Source organism: Acidiphilium multivorum AIU301, from assembly GCF_000202835.1.
GTDB lineage: Bacteria > Pseudomonadota > Alphaproteobacteria > Acetobacterales > Acetobacteraceae > Acidiphilium > Acidiphilium multivorum.
The window spans coordinates 192,592-214,405 of the sequence record NC_015178.1; the positions used below are offsets into that span (position 1 = coordinate 192,592).

General features: G+C 60.6%; 17 protein-coding genes and 7 pseudogenes. 14 read left to right on the plus strand and 10 right to left on the minus strand.

The window, feature by feature from the left end:
* Positions 1 to 169 precede the first annotated feature (169 nt).
* A complete protein-coding gene (locus ACMV_RS18035) occupies positions 170 to 2,926 on the plus strand; it encodes a DEAD/DEAH box helicase (RefSeq protein ID WP_013635007.1) in 2,757 nt (918 codons plus the stop codon).
* 98 nt (positions 2,927 to 3,024) lie between these two features.
* A complete protein-coding gene (locus tag ACMV_RS18040) occupies positions 3,025 to 3,951 on the plus strand; it encodes an SWIM zinc finger family protein (protein WP_158320265.1) in 927 nt (308 codons plus the stop codon).
* 45 nt (positions 3,952 to 3,996) lie between these two features.
* Here the strand turns inward: ACMV_RS18040 and ACMV_RS18045 are convergent, their stop codons facing one another.
* The 3 genes and pseudogenes from ACMV_RS18045 to ACMV_RS20625 form a co-directional block, all read right to left on the minus strand.
* Entirely contained in the window at positions 3,997 to 4,281 is a 285-nt protein-coding gene (locus ACMV_RS18045) for a helix-turn-helix domain-containing protein (RefSeq protein WP_013635009.1), read from the minus strand.
* A complete protein-coding gene (locus ACMV_RS18050) occupies positions 4,278 to 4,631 on the minus strand; it encodes a type II toxin-antitoxin system RelE/ParE family toxin (RefSeq protein ID WP_013635010.1) in 354 nt (117 codons plus the stop codon). Before ACMV_RS18050 ends, ACMV_RS18045 begins: the two co-directional genes overlap by 4 nt.
* Positions 4,632 to 4,693: 62 nt before the next feature.
* Positions 4,694 to 4,887: pseudogene (locus ACMV_RS20625) on the minus strand (IS110 family transposase); the annotation flags it as partial.
* Between the two features lie 56 nt (positions 4,888 to 4,943).
* Here ACMV_RS20625 and ACMV_RS18055 point away from each other — a divergent pair.
* Positions 4,944 to 5,252, plus strand: a pseudogene (locus ACMV_RS18055) (transposase); the annotation flags it as partial.
* On the opposite strand, the pseudogene ACMV_RS20235 reads toward ACMV_RS18055, so the two are convergent.
* Both ACMV_RS20235 and ACMV_RS18060 read right to left on the minus strand, forming a co-directional pair.
* Positions 5,233 to 5,474: pseudogene (locus tag ACMV_RS20235) on the minus strand (phage integrase N-terminal SAM-like domain-containing protein); the annotation flags it as partial. The pseudogenes ACMV_RS18055 and ACMV_RS20235 sit on opposite strands and share 20 nt — an antisense overlap.
* Positions 5,475 to 6,018: 544 nt before the next feature.
* Positions 6,019 to 6,723: a hypothetical protein gene (locus ACMV_RS18060; protein ID WP_013635012.1), complete on the minus strand. Its 705-nt coding sequence runs from the start codon at positions 6,721 to 6,723 to the stop codon at positions 6,019 to 6,021.
* Positions 6,724 to 6,822: 99 nt separating this feature from the next.
* On the opposite strand from ACMV_RS18060, the pseudogene ACMV_RS22045 reads away from it, so the two are divergent.
* Positions 6,823 to 6,978: pseudogene (locus ACMV_RS22045) on the plus strand (IS66 family transposase); the annotation flags it as partial.
* 774 nt (positions 6,979 to 7,752) lie between these two features.
* Here ACMV_RS22045 and ACMV_RS18070 read toward each other — a convergent pair.
* Both ACMV_RS18070 and ACMV_RS18075 read right to left on the minus strand, forming a co-directional pair.
* The gene (locus tag ACMV_RS18070; protein ID WP_013635015.1) at positions 7,753 to 9,060 is read right to left on the minus strand and encodes an ammonium transporter; all 1,308 of its coding nucleotides are present in this window, start codon (positions 9,058 to 9,060) and stop codon (positions 7,753 to 7,755) included.
* Between the two features lie 674 nt (positions 9,061 to 9,734).
* Positions 9,735 to 10,130: pseudogene (locus tag ACMV_RS18075) on the minus strand (ISAs1 family transposase); the annotation flags it as partial.
* A 256-nt stretch (positions 10,131 to 10,386) separates the two neighbouring features.
* Between ACMV_RS18075 and ACMV_RS20990 the strand changes: the two are divergent.
* The 5 genes and pseudogenes from ACMV_RS20990 to ACMV_RS20995 all read left to right on the plus strand — a co-directional run.
* Positions 10,387 to 10,560 (plus strand): hypothetical protein, encoded by a 174-nt coding sequence (locus tag ACMV_RS20990; RefSeq protein WP_013635017.1) that lies wholly within the window; start codon positions 10,387 to 10,389, stop codon positions 10,558 to 10,560.
* A 2-nt stretch (positions 10,561 to 10,562) separates the two neighbouring features.
* Positions 10,563 to 10,841, plus strand: coding sequence for a type II toxin-antitoxin system RelE/ParE family toxin (locus tag ACMV_RS18080; RefSeq protein ID WP_013635018.1), 279 nt, complete (start codon positions 10,563 to 10,565; stop codon positions 10,839 to 10,841).
* A 107-nt stretch (positions 10,842 to 10,948) separates the two neighbouring features.
* Positions 10,949 to 11,884: an IS5 family transposase gene (locus ACMV_RS18085; RefSeq protein ID WP_013635019.1), complete on the plus strand. Its 936-nt coding sequence runs from the start codon at positions 10,949 to 10,951 to the stop codon at positions 11,882 to 11,884.
* 1,265 nt (positions 11,885 to 13,149) lie between these two features.
* Positions 13,150 to 13,752 (plus strand): PEP-CTERM sorting domain-containing protein, encoded by a 603-nt coding sequence (locus tag ACMV_RS20250; protein ID WP_081479286.1) that lies wholly within the window; start codon positions 13,150 to 13,152, stop codon positions 13,750 to 13,752.
* Positions 13,753 to 13,945: 193 nt separating this feature from the next.
* A pseudogene (locus ACMV_RS20995) lies at positions 13,946 to 14,521 on the plus strand (IS1634 family transposase); the annotation flags it as partial.
* A gap of 152 nt (positions 14,522 to 14,673) precedes the next feature.
* On the opposite strand, the gene ACMV_RS18095 reads toward ACMV_RS20995, so the two are convergent.
* Positions 14,674 to 15,690 carry an IS1595-like element ISAcr1 family transposase gene (locus ACMV_RS18095; RefSeq protein WP_007421341.1) on the minus strand — a complete coding sequence of 339 codons (1,017 nt, stop codon included), beginning with the start codon at positions 15,688 to 15,690 and terminating at the stop codon, positions 14,674 to 14,676.
* 166 nt (positions 15,691 to 15,856) lie between these two features.
* Here ACMV_RS18095 and ACMV_RS20255 point away from each other — a divergent pair, with 166 nt between their 5' ends.
* Positions 15,857 to 16,540, plus strand: a complete 684-nt coding sequence (locus ACMV_RS20255; RefSeq protein WP_231844537.1) for a PEP-CTERM sorting domain-containing protein — start codon at positions 15,857 to 15,859, stop codon at positions 16,538 to 16,540.
* A gap of 458 nt (positions 16,541 to 16,998) precedes the next feature.
* On the opposite strand, the gene ACMV_RS18100 is transcribed toward ACMV_RS20255, so the two are convergent.
* Both ACMV_RS18100 and ACMV_RS18105 read right to left on the minus strand, forming a co-directional pair.
* A complete protein-coding gene (locus ACMV_RS18100; protein ID WP_013635024.1) occupies positions 16,999 to 17,379 on the minus strand; it encodes a type II toxin-antitoxin system death-on-curing family toxin in 381 nt (126 codons plus the stop codon).
* Entirely contained in the window at positions 17,376 to 17,606 is a 231-nt protein-coding gene (locus tag ACMV_RS18105) for a hypothetical protein (protein WP_013635025.1), read from the minus strand. Before ACMV_RS18105 ends, ACMV_RS18100 begins: the two co-directional genes overlap by 4 nt.
* 226 nt (positions 17,607 to 17,832) lie before the next feature.
* On the opposite strand from ACMV_RS18105, the gene ACMV_RS18110 reads away from it, so the two are divergent.
* From ACMV_RS18110 to ACMV_RS20260, 4 genes and pseudogenes are all read left to right on the plus strand, one after another.
* The gene (locus ACMV_RS18110; RefSeq protein ID WP_013635026.1) at positions 17,833 to 19,221 is read left to right on the plus strand and encodes a sensor histidine kinase; all 1,389 of its coding nucleotides are present in this window, start codon (positions 17,833 to 17,835) and stop codon (positions 19,219 to 19,221) included.
* Positions 19,221 to 20,591: a sigma-54-dependent transcriptional regulator gene (locus ACMV_RS18115; protein ID WP_013635027.1), complete on the plus strand. Its 1,371-nt coding sequence runs from the start codon at positions 19,221 to 19,223 to the stop codon at positions 20,589 to 20,591. Before ACMV_RS18110 ends, ACMV_RS18115 begins: the two co-directional genes overlap by 1 nt.
* 97 nt (positions 20,592 to 20,688) lie before the next feature.
* Entirely contained in the window at positions 20,689 to 21,438 is a 750-nt protein-coding gene (locus ACMV_RS18120) for a hypothetical protein (protein WP_231844538.1), read from the plus strand.
* Between the two features lie 182 nt (positions 21,439 to 21,620).
* Positions 21,621 to 21,797, plus strand: a pseudogene (locus ACMV_RS20260) (IS256 family transposase); the annotation flags it as partial.
* Between the last annotated feature and the right edge of the window lie 17 nt (positions 21,798 to 21,814).

Sequence of the window (21,814 nt, forward strand, 5' to 3'; positions counted from 1 at the left end):
ACACAGACCTCACCGACAGCCTCGCAGAACTCGACGCCAACATCCGCAGCACGCGGCAATCACTGGATGGGATGGTGTGGAAATGGCAAGGCGAGCCGTAATGAACAAGCACATTTTTGTTTGACTTCGTTCTCCCGCCAAACCTCCATGAGAAAGAGTCAATAAACCGATGATCCCGACGACATCACGAAAGGAAGGTCTACACCGTGGCGCCTTACCGGGATCTCCGGCTATCAAGCAGGCTGGCCTGCGGCTGACACCATCTGGCCATCTCGTATTCGAGCCCGAGAACCCGGCGATTGAACCCGCTGTAGCTGCGAGGCTTGCGCAGGCTTTTGCTCATGGCTCAGGGCCAGGACTGCTGCAACTGAGCGCCGCCGAAGTCGTACCTGATTTGCCGCTGGCCCTGGGCTGGTGGCGGAGCTTCGGCCAACGTTACATTACCGTCCTCCGCCTGCAAACGACCGAGCAGGCCTACATAGTGAAATCAAACTCTCAGCCTTCAGTTCCTTCCCCCGATGAAGCTGAGCTGACGACCCTGGTGCTCACCGCGCCGATAATGCCGGGTGCTGAGTTTCTGACCCAGGACATTTTGCGCACGCTCTGGTCCGAGATCGATCGAGCACTGATCGAGGAGCTTGAAACCAGACAGATCGATCTGCAATCGTACCTGCATGCGCTCAACCCGACCTGGAACCTGCTAGGGCGGGTGCATTTCAATCTAGCGGAGAACAAGGGCGATCCCGAGGCGCCATTCGCGTTCATGGCAACCTACACCACGCGGCTGTCGGCCCAGGCGAAGGTGCAGCATCTACCGCTGGGGCAAGCCTTGCGCGAATATGCCGGCGCGGCAAATCGCCGGCAGTTGCTGTCTTTGCTGATGCCGGTCCAGAGAGCGGCGGAAAGCTGTGCGTGGCTGAAGCCGATGATTGAGGGCGGCGAAATCTATCACCCGCTGCGCTGGACGCCGGGCGAGGCGGCGCGGTTTCTCGCCAGCGCCGCCGAGCTTGAAGCGGCCGGGATCGTGCTCCGCATGCCGGCGAATTGGCAGACGAACCGGCCTACGCGTCCGCGCGTCTCGGCCGTGATCGGCAGCGTTGCGCCGTCGAAGCTGGGCCTTGACGGGCTGATGGATTTCCAGATGGAGGTCAGCCTCGATGGCGAGGCTTTGAGTCCGGGCGAGATTGAACGCCTGCTGGCCGGCACCGAGCAGTTGGTGCTGCTCCGGGGCAAATGGGTTGAGGTAGACCGGGCGCGGCTTGAACGGGTCATGGCGAGGTTTCGTGAAGCCGAAACCCTGGCGGCCAAAGGCAGTCTCGACTTTGCCGAAGCGATGAGGTTGCTCGCTGGCGTCGATGAAAGCGAGGCGGCGGAAGTCGCCGACCAGGAGTGGAGTCAGGTGAGGGCGGGGCTGTGGCTTGAGGAGACTTTGCAGACGCTACGCTCACCCGGCTCCCTTACCGAGGATACGCCGCCCGGACTGCGCGGGACGCTGCGACCTTATCAGAAGGCCGGCGTGCAGTGGCTGCGCCTGCTTTCTGCTCTGCGGCTTGGTGCCTGCCTTGCCGATGACATGGGCCTTGGCAAAACCATTCAGGTTCTGGCGCTGCTCCTGGCGGAAAAATCCCGGAGGGCCGTCCGGCAGCCCAGCATTCTGGTGGCGCCTGCCTCGCTGCTGGCCAACTGGTCAGGAGAGATCGATCGCTTCGCGCCTGATCTTCGCGCTCGTATCGTCCACTCCTCAACAAGCAGTGCCACCGAGATCAAGACCTTTACTGCGGAGGATGCCGCGGCCTTCGATTTGGTGATCACCAGCTATGGAACACTGCTGCGTCTGCCGGCTCTCACCGAAATCCTCTGGCGCTTCGCCATTCTCGACGAAGCACAGGCGATCAAGAACCCGGCGGCGAAGCAGACCCGTGCCGCCAAGGCCTTGCGCGCCGAGGCCCGGATCGCGCTCACCGGCACGCCCGTCGAGAATGCGCTCGGCGATCTATGGTCGATCTTCGATTTCATCAACCCGGGGCTCCTCGGCAATGCCAGGAAATTCGCCCGGTACACCAAGAGTCTCGCCAACCAGAGGCAGAATCCCTACGGACCGCTGCGCGATCTGGTGCGGCCTTATATCCTGCGACGGATGAAGACCGACAAGGCGATCATTGCCGATCTGCCCGACAAGATCGAGATGAATGCGCACTGCCTGCTGAGCCGCAAGCAGGCGGCCCTTTACAGCGAAGCCGTCGGCGATCTCGCTCGCAGCCTGGAGGAGGCGGAGGGAATGGCGCGCCGGGGGCTGGTACTGGCTTCGCTGGTCCGGCTCAAGCAGATATGCAACCATCCAGCCCACTGGCTGAACGATGGAAATTGGGATGAGGCCGGAAGTGGCAAATTCAGGCGGCTGCGTGAGATCGCCGAGGCTGTTGCGGCGCGGCAGGACAAGATGCTGGTTTTCACCCAGTTCCGCGAGATGGTAGCGCCGCTGGCCGCCCTTCTGGCTTCGGTCTTTGGCCGCGACGGTCTGGAGTTGCATGGCGGGACGCCAGTACGACAGCGCCGTACGCTGGTGCAGCGATTTCAGGAAGACGAGGAGGTGCCGTTCTTTGTCCTGTCGCTGAAGGCGGGCGGTACTGGTCTGACATTGACTGCCGCCTCGCATGTCGTGCATTTCGATCGCTGGTGGAACCCGGCGGTTGAGGCCCAGGCGACGGATCGTGCCTTCCGGATCGGCCAGAAATCGAATGTGCTGGTCCACAAATTTATCTGCCGCGGCACGGTGGAGGAGAGGATCGACGCGATGATCGAGGCGAAACAGTCTCTCTCGACCGAGTTGCTCTCCGGAGAGAACGAGCTTGACCTGACCGAGATGGACGATTCGGCACTGATCGATCTGGTATCGCTCGATATCAATGCTGTAGTGGAAGACTGATGTCCTGGCACTCTCGGAATTGGGCGCCTTATGTCCCGGTCGCGCAACGGCGACGCCAGGGTGCACGGGAAGTGGCAAGACTGCGCAAGGCCGGGCAGATGGTCAGCCCGGTGGAGGTCGCCGGCCGCGCCATAGCCACAACGCCCTGGGGCAAGGCGTGGTGCGATCACCTCGAATCCCTGCACGACTATGAGAACCGGTTGCCGCGCGGGCGAACCTATGTCCGCAACGGCTCGGTGATCGATCTGCAGATCGCGCCGCGGGTGGTGACCGCGCTGGTCAGTGGCTCGGACATCTATCGGGTGACGGTGACGATTGGCCCGGTGCCGAAGATGGTATGGCAGACGATCTGCTCCGATTGTGCTGGTCAGATCGATTCGCTTGTCGAGTTGCTGCAGGGGCGGCTGTCAAAGGCGGTGATGGCCCGGCTGTGCCGGCGGGAGCAGGGATTATTCCCCAAGCGGTCGGAAATCCGCTTCTCCTGCTCCTGCCCTGATTATGCCGCTCTGTGCAAGCACGCAGCAGCAGTACTCTATGGCGTCGGGGCGCGGCTGGATACAAGACCCGAGTTGCTATTCAGGCTGCGCGACGTTGATGAGGCGGCCCTGATTACCAATGCCGGTACGACGCTGCCGGAATCGGCGGCAACGATCCCTGGCCGAATCCTGGAAGATGGCGACGTCGCCGCCTTGTTCGGGATCGATATTGCAGCATCGGCGGTCGAAAATGCGAAACCGCCGACGTCGCAGGTGCCTGTGAGCGGCAAGAGGAAAGCGTCGAGACCAACATGCCGAACCACCGGAGACAAGGTTGCCTCCACTCAGGAGTCGGCTGCAAAACCTGTTGGCCGGGCGGCCAAGGCACCGAAAGAGGCCAAAGCCAAACGTCCGGCAGCTCCGGCCAGTCAGACCGCGCCTGCAAAACCCAAGCTGCAAGCCGCCGACAAGCCGGTAAAATGGTGGCTGAAACCAAAGGTCGCCAACCCGCCGAAGCGAGGCATCCGGAGCAAACCAAAAATTGGCTGATCCAGCCGTACTGAAGCCTCTTCCGCAGATCGCCCCGCCCCCTGCTCAGACCAACTCCAACCGCAGCTCACGGCCGACGAGCGCGGCGGCACGCTGGAGGGTCTCGATCGTGATGTTGCCCTTGGCCTTGAGGATACGATCGACCTGAGCACGGCTGGTGTGCATGCGCTCAGCGAGCGCAGCTTTCGTTATACCCTGGCGCTCCATTTCCTGCGAGAGCTGCCAGGCGACCACGCGCGTCAGAGCCTCGGCCTTCGCGGCTTCGCGGATACCTTCTTCGCCGAGGAATTCATCGAGCGTCGTGCCCCAATGAGGATTCTTCTTGATCACACCTGCATCTCCTTCATGCGCCGGCGGGCGAGGTCCAAATCGTCCGCCGGTGTCTTCTGCGTCTTTTTGATCAACCCATGCACCACGCCGATCCGGTCATCTTCGATAAAGAACAGCACGCGGGCGATGCGCCGGCTCGGCAAGCTGCTGCGGACCTCCCACAGGCCCCTACCAAGCGACCGACATAGCGGCATGCCGATCGGCCAGCCAAACTGCACCGTCGCCAGGTCGGTGCCGATGATGCGGCGATCCTCCGCCGGCAGGCGTCGCAGCCAGTCGAGAACCGGCTCCGCGCCACCGGCCGTGCGATAGAAAACAACGGGTATCTCGGTCAGGCGCGCGGGGTTCATACATCCTCCTAGCTTGCCTTTGTATCACAAAAGATACATTACTGCAAGGCCGAATATTGCCCCGTCATGTCGGCCCGGAGCGCGTTTCCGATCTGCGTGCGCTGACGAACCAGAAAGTCCCGCGTGCGGTGAACCACCAGAATCGATGAACAGGCTTCGCTCTTGATGGCGATATTAACCGCATGGAGGGACGTATCACGGCCTCGCGGATCGCGGCTGCAGCCGCGGCATTCGTCTTGCCGCACTCCACGTAAGGGGCAGTGTCCTGAATTTCGTGTGTGAGTGGCATAGCGGGTAGAAAGGAAGACCCATATGGCACGACGGAGAGCGCCGGCGATCCCGGACGAATTGCTGGACCAGCTTCTGGCTGGGGGAGACGCGGCGGCAGCGCTGAATTCCGGGGATCTGGTGAACGCGCTGAAGAAGGCTCTGGCGGAGCGGGCCCTGAGCGCGGAGATGGATTACCATCTGAGTGACGAAGCGGAGGCGGAGAACAGCCGCAACGGCTATGGCCGCAAGTCGGTGTCGACCGGCACGGGGAAGATCGAGATTGCGATCCCGCGAGACCGTGCGGGTAGCTTTGATCCGCAGTTGATCGCCAAATACCAGCGCCGGTTTCCAGCGCGCAGACCGTCTGGTTCAGCGCCGGCCACGACATGCCGCCGGCAACAAGGTGGACCTGAAAAGCACGGACCTCCCAAGGCCGAGCTTCTCCGGCGAGCGGCTGAAAAAGCGGCCAAACTTGGCGACCGCATGCACGTATGATCGTTGGGTCGCAGGCGATAGATTGCGGACCGTCGTATCCTCAATCATGCGGCGGCGCAGAGGGCTCATCTCGGTCATCGGGGCGGTCCCGTCCAGGGTTGGGGTGAAAGCACCCAAATCCTGGCAGACTACCGCCAGACCATGTAGGAAAACCGCCGTCTCAGACGCAACTACCGCGCCAGCGGTTTAGTTCAATCCGCACCCCGTCGCCATGCAGGCGCAGCATGTGTCGCAATTGTCTCATGGTCTGCTTCCTCTTCGCCGGCATCCCAGTCCCCCGCTGATGAAAGCGGTAACCGTGATGCCTCCGTTGCTGACCCAGAAGCCCCCGCCGGCGGCCGGATATTGATCGGAATGCCGGCCGGCTTCACGTCGGAATCCGCAGTCAGGACGGACGGTCGGAGGCCGGAGGCCGGAGAAACTTGATGACGGCCACCGCCGCGACATCCGCGAGAGCGGAGGCGAGCGCGCGATCAAGGCCGATCCAGCACGAACGCTAGCTGCCAGCGGTCTGGCGACCGCTGGTACGACATCATCGGCACGCCGTGCTTGAGGGTTCCGCGATCTGGTCCGCCGTCGCGTCAGACGAATTTGGGGCGCCGAAATCGCAGAACGCTACGGCCTAATCGAGCACAACCGCCACACGCGCTACGTCGTCGCCTTGGAGGAGCAATTGCTGCCTAGACAGCTCCTCGATGAAATTGGCGTAGAAGCTCTTGCTGCTGACGGCTGCCTTCTTCCCCAAGTTTCCAATGTTGGTGGTCTGATTGACCTTTAGGAGACTCAGATCGCCGGTGTCTTTCTTTGTGTTCATTATAGAAGTGTTGGATTGCGCGAAGGCCTTATCCAGCTGTGGAGAATCGACCGCGGCTCCGGGGGTGGGGTCGTTTACCACCGAAGCAAAGAATCCCAGTTCGGCATTTTTGATACTTGGGCCGTTGTAGCCCACGATCTCCAGGCCACCCAGGCCCCGTCCCCGCAGCTTGCTGGCCAGGACTTCAACGGTCGAAGTTGGACGAGACGGGTCCGGGCGCACCCCGGCGTAACACGAGGTCACGATTAGTCTTCGCAAGTTGCGGCCCACACCTCTGACCGGGTCGGCCATGGCGTTGCCGATGCTTTCAGCCGACACGCCTTCAATACTCCCGGGGCTGCCGTGGCCGACGAGCGCAATTTTTTCTGCATCGTGCATGTTTAACCCAGGCGAAAATGCGACCACACTCTCGTCTAGAGGTTCGCTGAAGTTCAGCTTTGCCAGCGCAAAGGCAATGCTGGTCTGGACGATAAAGTCATAATTACCGTGCTTGTTCGCAAAGATGATGACCATTTGGATGCCCCTCGTTCACGGCTTCAGCTCGCCGAGCGGCAACGTTGCCGTGTGTCAAGGGGAGAGTCCAGCCTATTTGCCGCGGTTGATCACAATCACAGCGTCTCGACCCTGGCCGATCAGGTCGGGGCGGCATGTCATGCGCTGGTACCGCTCTACCGGCTGATCGAAACCGATGTTCATGCTGCCGCGCGCCTGCATAGCGGCGACACCACGGTGCCGGTCATGGCGCGCGACAAGACCGATACGGCGCGGTTCACCCTCGGAAACCTGCATACCGCGAGACGGGTCACCCCAATCTCGGGCAAACATCTGGTCTAGCGGGCTCGACCGAGCGCGGCGGAGAGGAGCGCAGCTAAGCCCCGGGCGGCTCTAGCGTTGGTGGCGCCCAATACGACGTGTGAACCTCCGTTGCGCAGGTCGACCGCCACACGATAGCCCCGGTTGCGGGTATCCCAGCGTGGGATTTCAATGACAACGCCGGCAATATTTCGGATCGGAATAGTCTTTCCGGGGGTGCGGGACGAACGGATTGTGCCTGCTTGTGGCGACAGCACGAGCGTTTCTGAGCACGGTCGGAACATTGAGCCGCCACCAGCCAGCAGTCCAACGAGACTAAGGGCGCCAAGAAACCTGCGGATTTGGGGCGAGTGACGGGCCCAGTCCATTGTCATGGCGAGTGCTATCAGACCAACGGCGACGAACCCAAGAGCGGCCATTTGAGGGCGAAGAGCGTAGGGCTCCGGTTGGATTACCGTGAGCCCCCCGCCGGCTAGGCTATGGACCCACGCGACTCCGCCAAGGAGCGGAGTGAAGCCGGCATGAGCGAGGCGCAGTGATTCAGTGGCGATCTGGCTTCGTACTGTGAGGAAAGCAAGAGTCGCGACCACCATCGCAGTACCGGCAATCATAAGCCGCCGGTCAAGGGTTGATGTGGAGAACCACCCAAGGGCAACCGGCCCGCGTGCCTTCGAAGCACCAAGGCGCGACGAAGGTCGGTTGCGGAACGGTCGCATTCTCGAGGTTCGTCTAGTCGCCGAGGATCGGTCGGCGCTGTCCGTCGCCGTAGAAGGCATAAGCCTCTTCACCGTGAACGGCATCGTCGCCGATCTCAAGCATTGTCTCAGGCATCCGGAGCGGCACAAACACGCCGATAACCTTCAACAATAGGTAAGTCATCACGACGTTCAACACGATGATGAATGCGGCGCCGTAGATCTGGAGCAAAACTTGGTGCCAGTTGCCGTCGATCGCGCCGCCCGGGGTGCTGAGACCGAAGGCTGCGCAGCCGGCTTTGGTCGCGAGCAGGCCGACCATGATGCCGCCAAGCAGCCCTGCGATGGCATGGGTGTGTACCACGCCCAGTGTATCATCAACCTTGCGGAAGATCGCGAGACGCTTACCGAGCACGTTCATCGTATACCAGGGCACAACACCAGAGACGATGCCGATGATCAGTGCGCCGTAGCCGTTCACCACGCCTGCGGCGGGGGTGATCGCGACGAGGCCGGTGATCATGCCCTGCACTGCGCCGATGACAGCGGGCTTACCAAAATACTTAATGTCGAGTGCGGTCCAGACCAGCAGGCTCATTGCGGTTGCGACGTTGGTATTCAGCACTGCCGCACCTGCGTCGCGACTTGCAGCATAGGGATCGCCGCCATTGAACCCGTTCCAGCCGAGCCAGAGAATGCCGGCGCCGACCAGCATGAGCAGGACGTTGTTCGGCTGGAAATTCTCTCGATCGCGCGGGCTGCGCTCGCCGATGACCGCCGCACCAACGAAACCGGCTACACCGGCCGCAAGATGGATGACGTAGCCTCCCGAATAGTCGATCACGCCCATCTGCGCGAGGAATCCGCCACCCCACAGGCTAAACGCACCGATCGTGTAGGAGAAAGTGAGCCAGAGCGGTACGAAGATCATCCAGGCAGTGAAATTCATACGGCCAATGAACGCGCCAGCCATAATGATTAGGGTGATCGCGGCAAAGACGAACTGGAAGTAGACCATGGTGGACATCGGAAAATTCGCCGAAGCCTTGGCTGCAGGGATGACCGCTTGATTCAACTCGTCGGCCATGCTGGCGATCGGGTGTGGAATGCCGACAAATGGAAACAACTGGGCGCCAAAACCCATGTTGTAGGCCCAAAGCAACCAAGCTATCAGGACGGCGGCGAAGGCGTAGAATGCCATAAAGGCGGAGTTGATCGCCCATTTCTTCTTGACGATGCCTGCATACATCACGACAAGGCCGGGCACACTCTGAAGGCCGACGACCGTTGCGGCGGTAAGCTGCCATGCATTGTCACCGGTGTTGAGCCAGGAGACGGACATGCAAAACCCTTCCATTTTTGAATTGGAAGCGCGCGCTGAAAATCAGTACCACGAGCGCTCCGGACGTAGAGGATAGATTTGTCTCACACGACCCACGTGGCGGAGCGGCGAAAGCCGTCGACCGCCGCTTCGGTCAGATCTGGAGCAAGATCACGACGTGCAAATACTGACCTCCATATTTCGGTTCGACGAGAGCAGGCGAGTCAGTTGGGCCTGAGGCTTCCCCTCATGCGACAAGGGGTGCAGCAAGTAGCATGCCAGAGGCGGTGGCTGGGCCGATTCGGGTGGTTTGGGTGAAAAGCACAGCCTGATCGGCGCAAATTGCTGGCACATTGAGTGGCCACTGCAAAATATATATGCAAATAAAGATCATTTTATACGCAAAAGAATAAATAATGCTCGAAGATGAAGGGCGATAAACTTATCTGTCAGCACAAAATCGTGAAGTGTCAACCCTTCTTTGGCATGGAATACGAATTCTTGTCGCTAAACGCGGACTCGCTTTTCTCTGCGCTGGAGATCCCGCCCGAGGTTCGCGAGGACCAACTAACTATATCGCCTGATGGCTCAACGTTCTGAAGGTCCCAGTACATCAGGCAAGAGTGTGTCGGCCAGCCCTCCTGTTCGCGGCGGATGCACCGGCGGGCTCGCTGTTCAAGGGATATGAGCTGGGGTTACGCATAAAAGATGCCGGTGAGCACTTGCTCAATGTAACGGTTATCCCAAGCTGCCATTTTGCGTCGCCCCTTGAGACTGGCCTTTGAAGCGTGATGGCGCCGAACGAGGTTGATCGCGATCTTGCGAAGCAGGGAGAAGTTCAGGACGGCGTTGCGATCCCGGATCCGGCAGTGATCTTCGTTGAAGGTGACGTCGAGCACCCAGTGTAGGCTGTTCTCGATCTGCCAATGTTGACGGATCGCTTTCGCCAGGATTTCGGGTTGATCGTCGCTGCTGGACAGGAAGTAGCGGATTTCGGCTTCGATCTTGCCGGATCCGTTGACGCCGCGGATGGTTTCCACGGCCAGAACGCTCTTCAACCCCGGCCAGTCGCGCAGCGGTTCCAGCGCTACGGCGTCCGGACAGACGAATACCCGGCGCCGAACAAGACGGCCGTGACCATCATCGAATTCGTCACCGCCTGTTGTGCATTATGCGCCCCCGCCAGTCGTATATGTGCCATCACCTGTATACTTCGGGCCGCCTTCACTATCCTTTGGTGTAACCTATCTTCTCCATTAGGAAAGTATGGACATAGACAAGATCAGAACATAAAACGAACAAAGGAGTTGCTCCCGAAGTTTCAGGATAGGCGATCACACTATCGTTATGATCCGGACCGTTCCCCAGATCGATCTTGAACTCGAGGCCGAGCGGCGGCTCCTCGAAGCTGCCGTCGCCGAAGCCCGGGCCGATCTCCGCCCGGCTGTGCCGCATGAGCAGGTTCGAGCCGATCTCCTGCGCGAGATCAAGCGGCTGAACCTGGCGATCGCCGGTCTCTGAGCATGCAGGTCGAATGGCATCCGCTTGCCCTGGAAGATCGTGATGTCATTGTTGCTTATCTCGAACTGCTCAACCCGAATGCAGCCTCAAGCGTTCTGCGTGGATTGGTTCTCGCCGGCGACAGCCTGGCGCTGTTTCCCACCAGGGGCCGCGTGGGCTTAGCCACCGGCACCCGGGAACTGGTGGCGGTGTGGCCGTATCTGATCGTGTATGAGGTCGATATGTCATCCGATACGGCACGGATTCTGCGTATCTGGCACGTCGCCCAGGATCGACCGTGATGAATGCCAAAATGAAAATGGCGGCCTAGGAGACCTTTGCGCGGATAGGCGTAGCCAGCGGTTCGGGTTGCTGATTCTCTGTTGCCGTTTGGAGATGGAGGGGTTCAGTGGCGCAACGTCGGATTGGCCAAGAGCGGCTTGCCATGGCGGAACAACCGCGCGTTGCCTCTTCGCTCGACGCGCTGTCTGAACTTATTGATTGGCAGCCAATCTCTGATCTGCTTGCCCCGCTCTATCCGGCGAGGAAAGGGGAACCCGGTTGGCCGCCACTGGCGATGGTCAAGGCACTGCTGCTGGCGATGTGGCACGACCTGTCCGACGTCAAACTCGCCGAAGCTCTCGATGACCGCGCTTCGTTCCGCCGGTTCTGCGGCTTTGCGCAGCTTGAGGCGACGCCCGAGCGGACGGCTTTCGTGCGCTTTCGCCGACTGCTGGTGGCACACCGGCTCGATGGTGGATTGTTCGAGGCTATTACTGCGCAGCTGAAAGCGAAGGCGATCACGGTGAAGACCGGCACCCTGGTCGATGCGACGATCATCGCCTCGGCCAGCAAGGACGATGGTGAAGGACGCTGGGTCAAGCATAAGGGGCGACCCGCCATCCACGGCTTCAAGGCCCATGTCGGCGCTGATACCAGCACGGCGCTGGTGGAGAGGGTCTCGGTGACGCCGGCGAACGTCAATGACGGCCGCGCCGGCGACGCCGCGCTACCCGATGATCCTGGCGAAGTCTTTGCCGATAGCGCCTATCGCGGCGCCTGCTTTCGCGCGGCGGTCCGGACCAATGGGGGCACGCCACGGGTGATCCTGACCGCGATGTGGGGCCGCGACGAACAGGAGACGCTTGCGCGCCTCGACGCCTGGAACCGGGCGATCCATCGGATCCGCGGCCGCATCGAGAAGATCTTCGGCATGTGGAAGCGCAGCTACGGGCTTCACCGAATGCGATGGCGAGGTCTCGCCAAAGCTGCCGTCCAGGTTCACTTCACCGCCATCGCCTACAATCTCAAGCGTACCCTCAACATCCTCGGAACAGCAGCGTGAATGTTCGCACTAGCCAACGGCGTACCGCACGCAGCTCAGAAAGATCTCAGCGCCGCGTGAATCTCTCCGTTGCCAGCATATGCCCCTATCCGCGCACAGGTCTCCTAATTCGGCCGTGCACGCAGTGCGGAAGAGCGTCCGGAATCTCCTTCCGGGGGCTGAGGATCGCCGAGCCGAGGATCCTGGCTGATAAAGATTGCGCAGACGGAAGATCGTAAAAATCAGCCATGCGGAATTTCAACTATTCCGCGAGCCTTGACATCGATAAGATCGAAAATGAAGAAACGGTAATATGTTCGACAAGAAAGGGTCTTTGGGATGGTGTCGCTGCGGCAACGCTTCATTCGCGTCGTGGATTGCATCAGCGCGAAAAGCGTCATTCTCTATGATCGTCCGATCGCGTCTTTTGCTGTTTTGATGATCAGTGTCATCGCTGTCATGGACATAGCCTTCTATCTTCACGGCCATCACCGTGCCCAGTAGCGCGGAATAGGTAGGATCCCAGCGCCGATGATGCGGGCCACACTCGAATTCATCAGGCTGGTTGTGATACCCACTGTAGGGCAGGGGCGTCGGGCCGAGAGGCGGTTTGATGCGGCACGAATGACGGTTGACTAGCTCCAGCTTCCTCGTGCCATGCGCGCCGGCGATTTCAAAGCCAGATGAACAACGCCAGAATAACGGACCAGGCCGCGATCGAGACAAGAAAAATCAACAGCGCCGCCTTCGGCCAGGCGAGCCGTTCAGCATCCTCGTGGCGTATGTATCTTGCCGCGGCACTCAGATGTATCTTGCCGCGGCACTCAGACGCGAAATAACTCCGACATCAATTTGCATCGATTGTATCCATATGGCGAAGACCTCGGCGTGATTGGGGGGCGGTGTTTCAGCATCCCCTGGGTCCGTTGATCAGGCTGCCTGGGCGGCTGTACTTGGATCTTGCTGAGCGATCCAGTTCCATGCGCATCAATTCCAAGAGACTTTCGACGAAATTCCATGATACGGATTCTGGCATTGCGGCTATTCGCCCAATTTATACAACCAAAGATATTTTTCATGATGACTCGACCAAAAGTAGTGTCAGTATATTTTACATCTCGCTTGTCTAAAATATTTTATGCATTGATTTTACGAGCTTATTTGGCTCGGCATGGGAATTGCTTATTCTATTTTGCGGCCCAAATCGGCGCCTCCCCTGCGTAAAGCAGCCGAACCGAAATGAACCGACCGTGTCAGTCAACGCCAGCCTTTCGAAAGGGACGTTCATGTTGAAGTTTCGCCATGTTGCCAGCGCTGTCGTCATCCTGGGGCTTACAACGGCAGGCGCTCGCGCCAGCCTGATCGCCGATGGTCTCACCTATACGCTGACCGAATCAGCGACAGCCAATCCCTTAACGGATCAGTTCACCCTTAATATCGCAGGCATAAATGGGCCTTCCGATACAGAAGGTGGGCGCTATGGCGTACAGTCGTTTGCTTTCAACCAACCATCAAATTTTGCGAGTGCTCTGGCCCCGTCAGGATTCACAGAATCAATAGGAGGGCTGAACTCGAGCGGCTGTAATGGAAGTGGAAATTTCTACTGCTTCATGGCCGAAACAACTCCAACCGGCCCCGTGTTGCCGGCCAATACAAGCATTAATTATGTATTCAATGTTACGTTGTCGTCTGGGACATTTTCTGGATATAGTCCGGATTTTAAGATTAACTGGGATGGGACAAAGAATAATTATGATCTTATATCAGAAACCCTGACGCCGACACCCGGTACTCCAGTACCCGAACCCGGCTCCCTTCTTCTGCTCGGCACTGGCCTTGTCGGTCTTGGTTTGGTCGGACGGCGCAAACGCTCCAAACGCTACCTCTGATAGAGGTAGGGCTTACTGCGGCTTGGGGTGGGGTTCGCAAATCAAGAGAATATCACACCAACTCTGCCCCATTGGCCACAAGCGGGACTTTCTGTTGCAGAAGTCTGGTGCATAGTACCGGCATGATTTACGGGTCTCCACCGACGGCCAGAGCGTGGCCGCCCAGATCACCCAGCTGAAGGCCGCAGGCTGCGTCAATGAGGCCGAGGCGAAAAAGGACAGGGAGGACCGCCAGGCCATCATCGACGGGCTGCAGGCCCAGTTGAAGAAGGGCGACAAGGCGCTGGTCGGCAACTCGGCCTACCGACGTTATCTCCGCAGCCGCGGCAACGCCTTCGAGATCGATCCGGGCAAGCTGGCCGAGGAGGCCCGCTTCGATGGCCTCAGCGTGCTCAGGACCAACGCAAGGGTCACGCCCCTGCAGGCCGTGATCCGGTATCGCGACCTGCTCGAGGTCGAGGCCCTGTTCCGCGCCGCCAAGGCCAGCTTCGATACAAGGCCGATCTTTCACCAGGCTGACGCCGCGATCCGCGGCCACGTTTTCTGTTCCTTCCTGGCCCTGACACTCGCCAAGGAGCTGAACCGCCTGTGCGGCGCCAGCGGCTTCCAGCCCGAATGGCAGAAGTTGCTGAACGATCTCGACAGGCTCCAGCAGGCAACCATCGAAAAGGGCGGCAAGGTCATCACCACGAGGACCCACGTCACCGGCCAGGTCGGCAATGTCTTCAAGGCCGTCAGCATCGCGCTGCCCCACAACATCAGCGAATGAACGAATAGATAGCAACGAAATACATACAACCTATAGCATATTTTAAAATATATTTCGACCTAAAGTGTATATTGAAATAATATTTTGTCGGAATCTCTTACATCTCATAGAATGAGACTAGATAGCTGTTTGATTCCTTGCCTATCCGGTTGTTACCCACACCCACTAAATGTAGGGTGTGTCCATTCCCCGGAATAAAGCTCGTCAAAGGTTGGTGCGGCTGCCCTACCCGCGATTCCGAGCAGCGAGCGGAACGCGTTGAAGGGATAGAGGCGCCGGTTGAACCGAAACGTGAATTCATTGAGGTAGGCTTGTAGATGTTTGGCGCTGACCCCGTGATGGATGCCGTTGATCCAGGTCTTCAGGTTGGTAAAGACCAAGTGGACGATCGGCAGGAATTCTTCTGCCACCTCCGGGTCGCCGCATTCGGCGATTGCATGGTGGTCGAACCCGCGCCTTCCGAGACCGGCATAGCCGCTCCAGTCGTCGGTAACGATCAGCGATCCGGGAGCAACGGCGTTTTCGACGAATCCGCAGAGCGAATTGGCGCTACGGTCGGGGACAACAGCGAGACGAACGCGTCCCGCGTAGCGACCGTCTTTCCGATTGTCGAGCTTGGTTCCCGGTTTCCGGTGGCGCACCTCCACGGCACAGGCGACGAGAACCTTGTGATGGACACCCCGTCCATCGCCTCGGGTTCGTCCTCCAACCCACGTTTCATCCACTTCGACGTGTTCTTGCGGCGTGTCGCCAATCTTGTCGCGCTCGGGGCGCACCATCCCGGCGCGCAGCTTATGAAGGATGCCGAAGGCGGTCTCGTAGCGCGACAGGCCGAGTTGCCGCTGAAATTGGACGGCCGACATTCCGGGCGTCTGGCTGGCGATCAAGTAAGCCGCCCAGAACCAAGTCGACAGCGGCGTGTGACTGCGTTCCATAACGGTCCCAGCCATCAGGCTTACGTCTTTGCGACAGGCCCGGCAGCGCAGAACGCCCGGGCGCGCCTCGAAACGGAACGGCTCGCCAACGACGCCGCACCTTGGGCAGGCGAACCCTCCATTCCAGCGGGCGCTTTCGAGATAGGCGGCACAGGCCGCGTCGTTCGGGAAAATACGCTGGAATTCCGGCAGAGACTGCGGGAACGGCAGGTCTTCACGGGCCAGGACATCCATGCCCAACACTAGATCTAGTAGGTATGGGAGTCAACCGGATAGGCAAGTTTGATTCTATTAAGATTGTAAATATGGCGTGATTTTTGCGTGAGCACTGAACGCACTTCATGTATGAAGTGTCCGTGGTCATTCATGGCATGATTTCTCAAACGTTTGGAGATTGAACATGTCTAGCGTCCGCAAATATCTATTACATGGAGCCGTGGTGCTCCTCGGCCTCACGGGAATAGCGCGGGCGGATATTTATAATCCGACCTGGCTAGTAACGGCCTGGACCACAACGACAGGTAAGATTGGCGGCACCAACTTCATAAACGCTGCAAGCCAGCCTGCGCCATCGGCCGTAGATGCACTGGCTTCCTTCACATACTCAGGGCAGTTGAGTTTCGACAACACCAATAAGCAGGGACAGTCGAATACGTACGCCGACTTCTTTACGAATACCGCCAACATCTCAAATTTCAGCGGTACGGGTGGCGAGGCTGCGTTCCTTGGAACCACGATGAGTTCTCCAGGAAGCTCGAATTATTCATATCTGGAGTTCTCGCTCCAAGGCCCCGCTGCGAATATAGCTGCAGGCACCTACGTCACGATCACCCACGACGATGGCGCCAGCAGCTATGCAAACGGCAACAACGTGACTTACTCGCCTGGCGAAACTCAAGCCGTCAGCGATACCGGCACGTTACCTGTGGGATCGATGACAAGTTTCGCTGTCGACTACGTTGAGGCGAACGGAGCACCGGCCGTTCTCAAAGTGGACGTACCGGAACCGGGCAGTGTTCTGCTCCTCGGAACAGGCTTGCTCGTTCTCGGTCTCGTCGTTCGCCGGCGGCAGAAAGCCCTCTGAGACCCGCTGGTCGATCTAAACTTGTGCGGTCCCGCTCACTCGGGACCGCCTTTCAAATGAAAATAGCGACGATGGCGCCAATCAAGCAAATTAACTTGCTTGCCAAACTCCCACTACGAGGAAGCATCTCGTTCGGATGATGGAGTCCCGATATTTTGCATGAAATTTATTTCATCAGCCACATAAGGGCGTCATTCCGACTATGCTTCAACGGCACCCTAAAAAATAGCCGAATAAAACATATGGTTGTTCGAGCCGATCGCCCGGCGCTACAGCCGTGCCAGGAAAGATGAACGGCTACGCACTGAGCATTTTCACTTCTGGTGGTGCCATGGCCGGTCATAGGTGGAGCGAAGCGGAGCCTGAGGGAACCACCTCTCCAACCCCGCCGTTCAAGGTCCAAACTGGCTTCTGCCGCCCCCACCAGCAGCCCCAATTTTGCTACGGCAGGAGAATTATCAGGCGTCAGGCGGCACCACCACCCGCCGCAGCCAGGCGACCAGCGGCTCAAAGCTGAAACCGTCCGCTTCATACAGACTGACGATAAAATCGTAAGTCTCATCTGGATCGGCCTGCACCCCAGCGCCATTGATAACCAGGAAGGCATAGGTGGCAGCAAAAGCCGTGCGTTTATTGCCGTCGAAAAACGGATGATTCTGCGCCAGACTCTCCCACAAGGCGGCAGCCTCGTCGATCAGATCGGCATAATATCCCGTCTGTGGGCGATACAAGGCCGCCTCCAGCTGGCCAGGGTCACGCACGCCATGAGCGCCACCGTAGCGATCGATTTGGTCTGCATGGATAGCCAGAACCTCGATGACGGTTAGATAATCCGTCATTCAGCCAGCTTTTTATACAGTGTCCCGAATTTTTCATGGCTCGCCTGATAGGCGGCCATCACGTTGGCGCGGGGCCGACCCTGCTTGCGCTTTTCAATGAGGTCGGCGAGCGCCTCATCTACCAGCGCTTGCAACTGCCGCCCCTCGCTTTGCGCGAGGCGGCGCACCGCGGAGAGAATCTCAGAATTCACCTGAGTCGCGAATTTTTCACGGGTTTGGGCTGCCATGATACATCTCCAATCTTTCCTTGATTTATCATGATGTGTCATGAAATATCAAGAATCTGTACGGCTTTCGTTTCCTCAATATCCCTTAAACACCCGATATTTGTCGCTTTTCCCGTATGCCCCTGAACTTTGGTTGATGACGACGCAGGGACGATTGCCTGGTTCGCAGCCTGTCAGCTTGTCTGAGCCTCTGGCGTGTCGCGCGCCGATCGGTCAGGCTCCGAGGATGCGTTCGCTTCGCGCCCGACTCGCGCTGCTCTGGTCGATCTCGCTGATCGCCGCGATCATCGCGGGCGGGCTGATCATCGGGCTGTTCCATCAATCGGCGACGGCGAGCCTCGCGCGTGACCGGCAGGTCGCCGCCCGAGCCTGCGATTCGATTGCGCGAGCCTATGGATTCTACAGCGCCGGGCTTGGATCGGCGCCGCAGGACGAGGCGTTTCGCAAGGGGCTGAGAGGTGTTGCGGCCTTCGGGCTCTGGCCGTTTCCCGATGTCGCCGGCGGCATCGTCTCGGGCAGCACGGCACTCGCGTCGATCGGCGTCGATACGCCGCATGACGCGGGCATCTCCACGGCGACCGCGGCAGCGCTGGACGCGGACCATCTGGTGCTGCGCCAGCGCGGAGGGTTCGGTGACCGTGCGGTGATCGCCGCCTGCCCACTTGGCAGCCCGGCCGAAGACCTTGCGGGGTTCACCATCGTCCGGCTCGACCTGCTGCGCACGCCCTTCTCGAAACTTGCCGCCGGCGGCCTGGCCGTGCTGCTGCTCTTCCTTATGGTCTCGGCCTGGTTCCTCACGCGTCTGGTGCTCGGCTTCTCCCGCCGCCTCGCCGCCGTCGAGGCCGGCCTCGCCACCGACCCCGAAGCAAAACTACCACTGACCGGCGAACCCGATTTTGACCGGCTGATCGCCGCGTTGAACGGCGCTACCGCCCGCCTCGGCCGCGCCCGCGCGCGCATCGCCGAGCAGGAGAAACTCGCCTCGCTGGGACGGATGGCGGCGGGGCTGGCGCATGAAATCCGCAATCCCCTGGGCGCGATTCGCCTCCGCGCGGAATCCGGCCTGGCCGGCGACGCCGCACGACGCGGCGCTGCCCTCGACCGCATCCTCGCGGAATCGGCGCGGCTGGAAAAGCTCACCGGCAAATTGCTGGGCTTCGCCGCCGCGCCCGCGCCGCAGACTGAAGAGGCATCGCTCGCGCATCTTTTCGGCGAGGCGCGCGCACCCCTCGAAGAATATGCCGCGGCGAAGGGCGTCACGATCGAAACGAACGATCGGGGCCTCTCCTGGACGCTGGACCCCGCGCTGACCCTCCGCGCGCTCGACAACCTGCTGCGCAATGCGATCGACGCCTGCGGCGAGGACGATACGGTGCGGCTGACCGCGGCACGCGATGCGGACGGTCTCACGATTCTCATCGAAGATACCGGGCCAGGAATCGCACCCGGAATCGCGGCCCATCTTTTCGAGCCTTTCGTCACCGGACGGCCGGAAGGAAACGGGCTCGGCCTTGCCATCGCCCGCGAGATGATCCGCGCCCAGGGCGGCACGCTGGTCCATGACCCATCCGAGCACGGCGCGCGGTTCCGCATAAGGTTCAGGGGGGTGTCGTGATGGCGCGGATCGCAGTGATCGACGACGATGCCGGGTTCCGCGCCAGCCTTGCCGAGGCGCTGGATGATTTCGGCCATGACGTCGCCGAATTCGCCAGCGCCGATTTGGCCCTGACGGCACTGGCGACGGACCCGGCCGCCCTCGTCTTTCTCGACCTCCGCATGCCAGGCATGGACGGGATCGCCGCGCTGGAAGCGTTGAAATCGCGCGACAGGGCGCTGCCGGTCGTCGTGCTCACCGCCTACGCGACCGGTGAGAACACGATCGCCGCGATGCGCCTTGGCGCGTTCGATCATCTGACCAAGCCGGTCGGCCGCGCAGATCTCGAAGCCCTGCGCGACCGGGTGCTTACCGGCACGGCGACAACGTCGGCCCCGGCAGACTCCGTCGCGCCTGGCGAAATCATCGGCACGAGTCCGGCGATCCGCGAAGTCCAGAAACGGATCGGCCTCGCCGCCTCGGGCCAGGCGACCGTGCTGATCCTTGGCGAGACCGGCGTCGGCAAGGAACTCGTCGCCCGCGCGATCCACCGGTTCAGCGACCGCGCGTCGCGCCCCTTCGCCGCAGTGAATTGCGCGGCAATCCCCGCCGATCTGCTGGAGAGCGAATTGTTCGGCCATGAGCGCGGCGCTTTCACCGGCGCAATCGGCGCGAGGCGCGGCCGGTTCCGCGAGGCGGAGGGTGGCACGATCTTGCTCGACGAGATCGGCGACATGGCGCCGGCGACCCAGGCGAAGATTTTGCGGGTGCTGGAAGAACGCGAGGTCGTGCCGCTCGGCGGCGCGCCGGTCGCGATCGATGTGCGGATGATTGCCGCGACCCATCGCGACCTTGCCGAACGCGTGGAGGAAGGCCGGTTCCGGGCCGATCTCTATTACCGCCTCGCCGTGCTGCCGATCGTCGTGCCGCCGCTACGCGAGCGCGTAGCCGATATCGAGGCGATCGCCCGCCATCTCCTCGCCCGCATCCGCCCGGCCTCGCCGCCGACGCTGAGCAAGGCCGCATTGGACTCGCTCTCCGCCTGGCCCTGGCACGGCAATGTCCGCGAATTGCGCAATGTACTCGAACGCGCGGCAAGCCTTGCGCCGGGACGGGTGATCGATGCGGCCGATCTCGCCCTCGCGCCATCGCCGCGCCAGACCACGTCCCTGCCGCCGCCGCGTCGCCTGGCGGAGACTGTCGCGGATGCGGAAATCGTCGCGATCCGCGCCGCGCTGATCCGCGCCCGCGGGAATCGCACGGAAGCGGCGCGCGAACTCGGCATCAGCCGCGCCGCGCTCTACGACCGGCTCAATCGATACGGGCTGACAACGCTGTCGGAAAATCCGACGGAGACTGTCGGCGGATCCGACGAGTCCTCCGTCGTGTAACTCCCGAAACCCTTGCCGTTCAACGCGTTATGGTTTGGCACGCCGTGTGCAGAGCATCAGGGCGACGGATCATACCGTCGACATCATGGAGATACGCATGACACAACTGAAGCTTATGCTCGCCGCCGCCACCGCCACGACGATGCTCGCCACCGGCGCGGCAAGCGCCGCAACCCATGGCAACCGGGCGGCGCTCAAGGACCTGCCGACCTATTCCGGAACGGTGGCGCATTTCACCATCACGCCGCGCGGCGCGATCGACGGGATGATTCTCTCGAACGGCACCGAGATCCTGTTCCCGCCCTATCTCTCCACGGAGATCGCCTATGCGGTGAAGCAGGGCGACCAGGTCACGGTGCGCGGCCTGAAAGCGGCCGGCGAACCCGTAATACGCGGTGTCACGATCAACGATGCGACGACGCATCAGCGCGTGGTCGATAACGGCCCGCCAGCCGGTTTCGGTCCGCATCACCATGACCGCGCGACGCGGATGATGGCGGATGGCAAGGTCGCGCAGGTTCTCTACGATCCGGGCGGGCGCCGCAACGGCCTGCTGCTCGAGAACGGCACGGTGCTGCATCTGCCGCCGCCGGAATTCGGCAACCAGAAGATCGCGGCACTCCTGAAACCGGGCGCAACCGTCGCCGCAGTCGGCGCGGGCACGGCGAATGCGCTGGGCAAGGCGGTGATGGTGCGCGCGATCGGCCCATCCTTCGACGCGCTGACCCGGATCGCGCCGCCGCACCGCCCGCACCGTTTCAAGCCTCGCGGACCGATGGCGGGACCGGGCGCCTGGCACCATGCGGAATGGCAGCCCAGACCTTCGCAGCCGGCGCCCGCAAAATAACGGGACGACAGCTTCTCCACATCGAAACGCGGCCGGGACATCACCTTCCGGCCGCGTGAATCGTTTCGTTAGATTACGGAGCCCGCCTTGCGACGTCAGACGACGACGCTGCATCCAGAAGATGCATCTACTTGAGGTCGACGGCGATCGGCACTGTCTCGCCGACCCCGACCTTGGTATACAGGGCGATCCGCACGCGCGGCCATTTCCCCAGCGATGAGGCCGCGGCCAAACTGCTCTATCTGATCCTGAACCGATCCGAAAAAGAGCGGGTGATGCCACCTCGAGAATGGGCTATGGCAAAGGCTCAGTTCGCCGTCATCTTCGGCGATCGTTTCGTAAGGGCCTTGGCGGCTTGATGTTCAACCGCCACCCA

Coding starts and splice junctions, on each gene's coding strand:
- ACMV_RS18040 (WP_158320265.1), top strand. CDS start 3,025: ATGGTCAGCCCGGTGGAGGTCGCCGGCCGCGCCATAGCCACAACGCCC.
- ACMV_RS18105 (WP_013635025.1), bottom strand. CDS start 17,606: ATGGCAGCCCAAACCCGTGAAAAATTCGCGACTCAGGTGAATTCTGAG.
- ACMV_RS18070 (WP_013635015.1), bottom strand. CDS start 9,060: ATGTCCGTCTCCTGGCTCAACACCGGTGACAATGCATGGCAGCTTACC.
- ACMV_RS20255 (WP_231844537.1), top strand. CDS start 15,857: ATGTCTAGCGTCCGCAAATATCTATTACATGGAGCCGTGGTGCTCCTC.
- ACMV_RS18050 (WP_013635010.1), bottom strand. CDS start 4,631: ATGAACCCCGCGCGCCTGACCGAGATACCCGTTGTTTTCTATCGCACG.
- ACMV_RS20250 (WP_081479286.1), top strand. CDS start 13,150: ATGTTGAAGTTTCGCCATGTTGCCAGCGCTGTCGTCATCCTGGGGCTT.
- ACMV_RS18110 (WP_013635026.1), top strand. CDS start 17,833: ATGCGTTCGCTTCGCGCCCGACTCGCGCTGCTCTGGTCGATCTCGCTG.
- ACMV_RS18095 (WP_007421341.1), bottom strand. CDS start 15,690: ATGGATGTCCTGGCCCGTGAAGACCTGCCGTTCCCGCAGTCTCTGCCG.
- ACMV_RS18080 (WP_013635018.1), top strand. CDS start 10,563: ATGCAGGTCGAATGGCATCCGCTTGCCCTGGAAGATCGTGATGTCATT.
- ACMV_RS18120 (WP_231844538.1), top strand. CDS start 20,689: ATGACACAACTGAAGCTTATGCTCGCCGCCGCCACCGCCACGACGATG.
- ACMV_RS18100 (WP_013635024.1), bottom strand. CDS start 17,379: ATGACGGATTATCTAACCGTCATCGAGGTTCTGGCTATCCATGCAGAC.
- ACMV_RS18060 (WP_013635012.1), bottom strand. CDS start 6,723: ATGGTCATCATCTTTGCGAACAAGCACGGTAATTATGACTTTATCGTC.
- ACMV_RS20990 (WP_013635017.1), top strand. CDS start 10,387: ATGATCCGGACCGTTCCCCAGATCGATCTTGAACTCGAGGCCGAGCGG.
- ACMV_RS18035 (WP_013635007.1), top strand. CDS start 170: ATGATCCCGACGACATCACGAAAGGAAGGTCTACACCGTGGCGCCTTA.
- ACMV_RS18115 (WP_013635027.1), top strand. CDS start 19,221: ATGGCGCGGATCGCAGTGATCGACGACGATGCCGGGTTCCGCGCCAGC.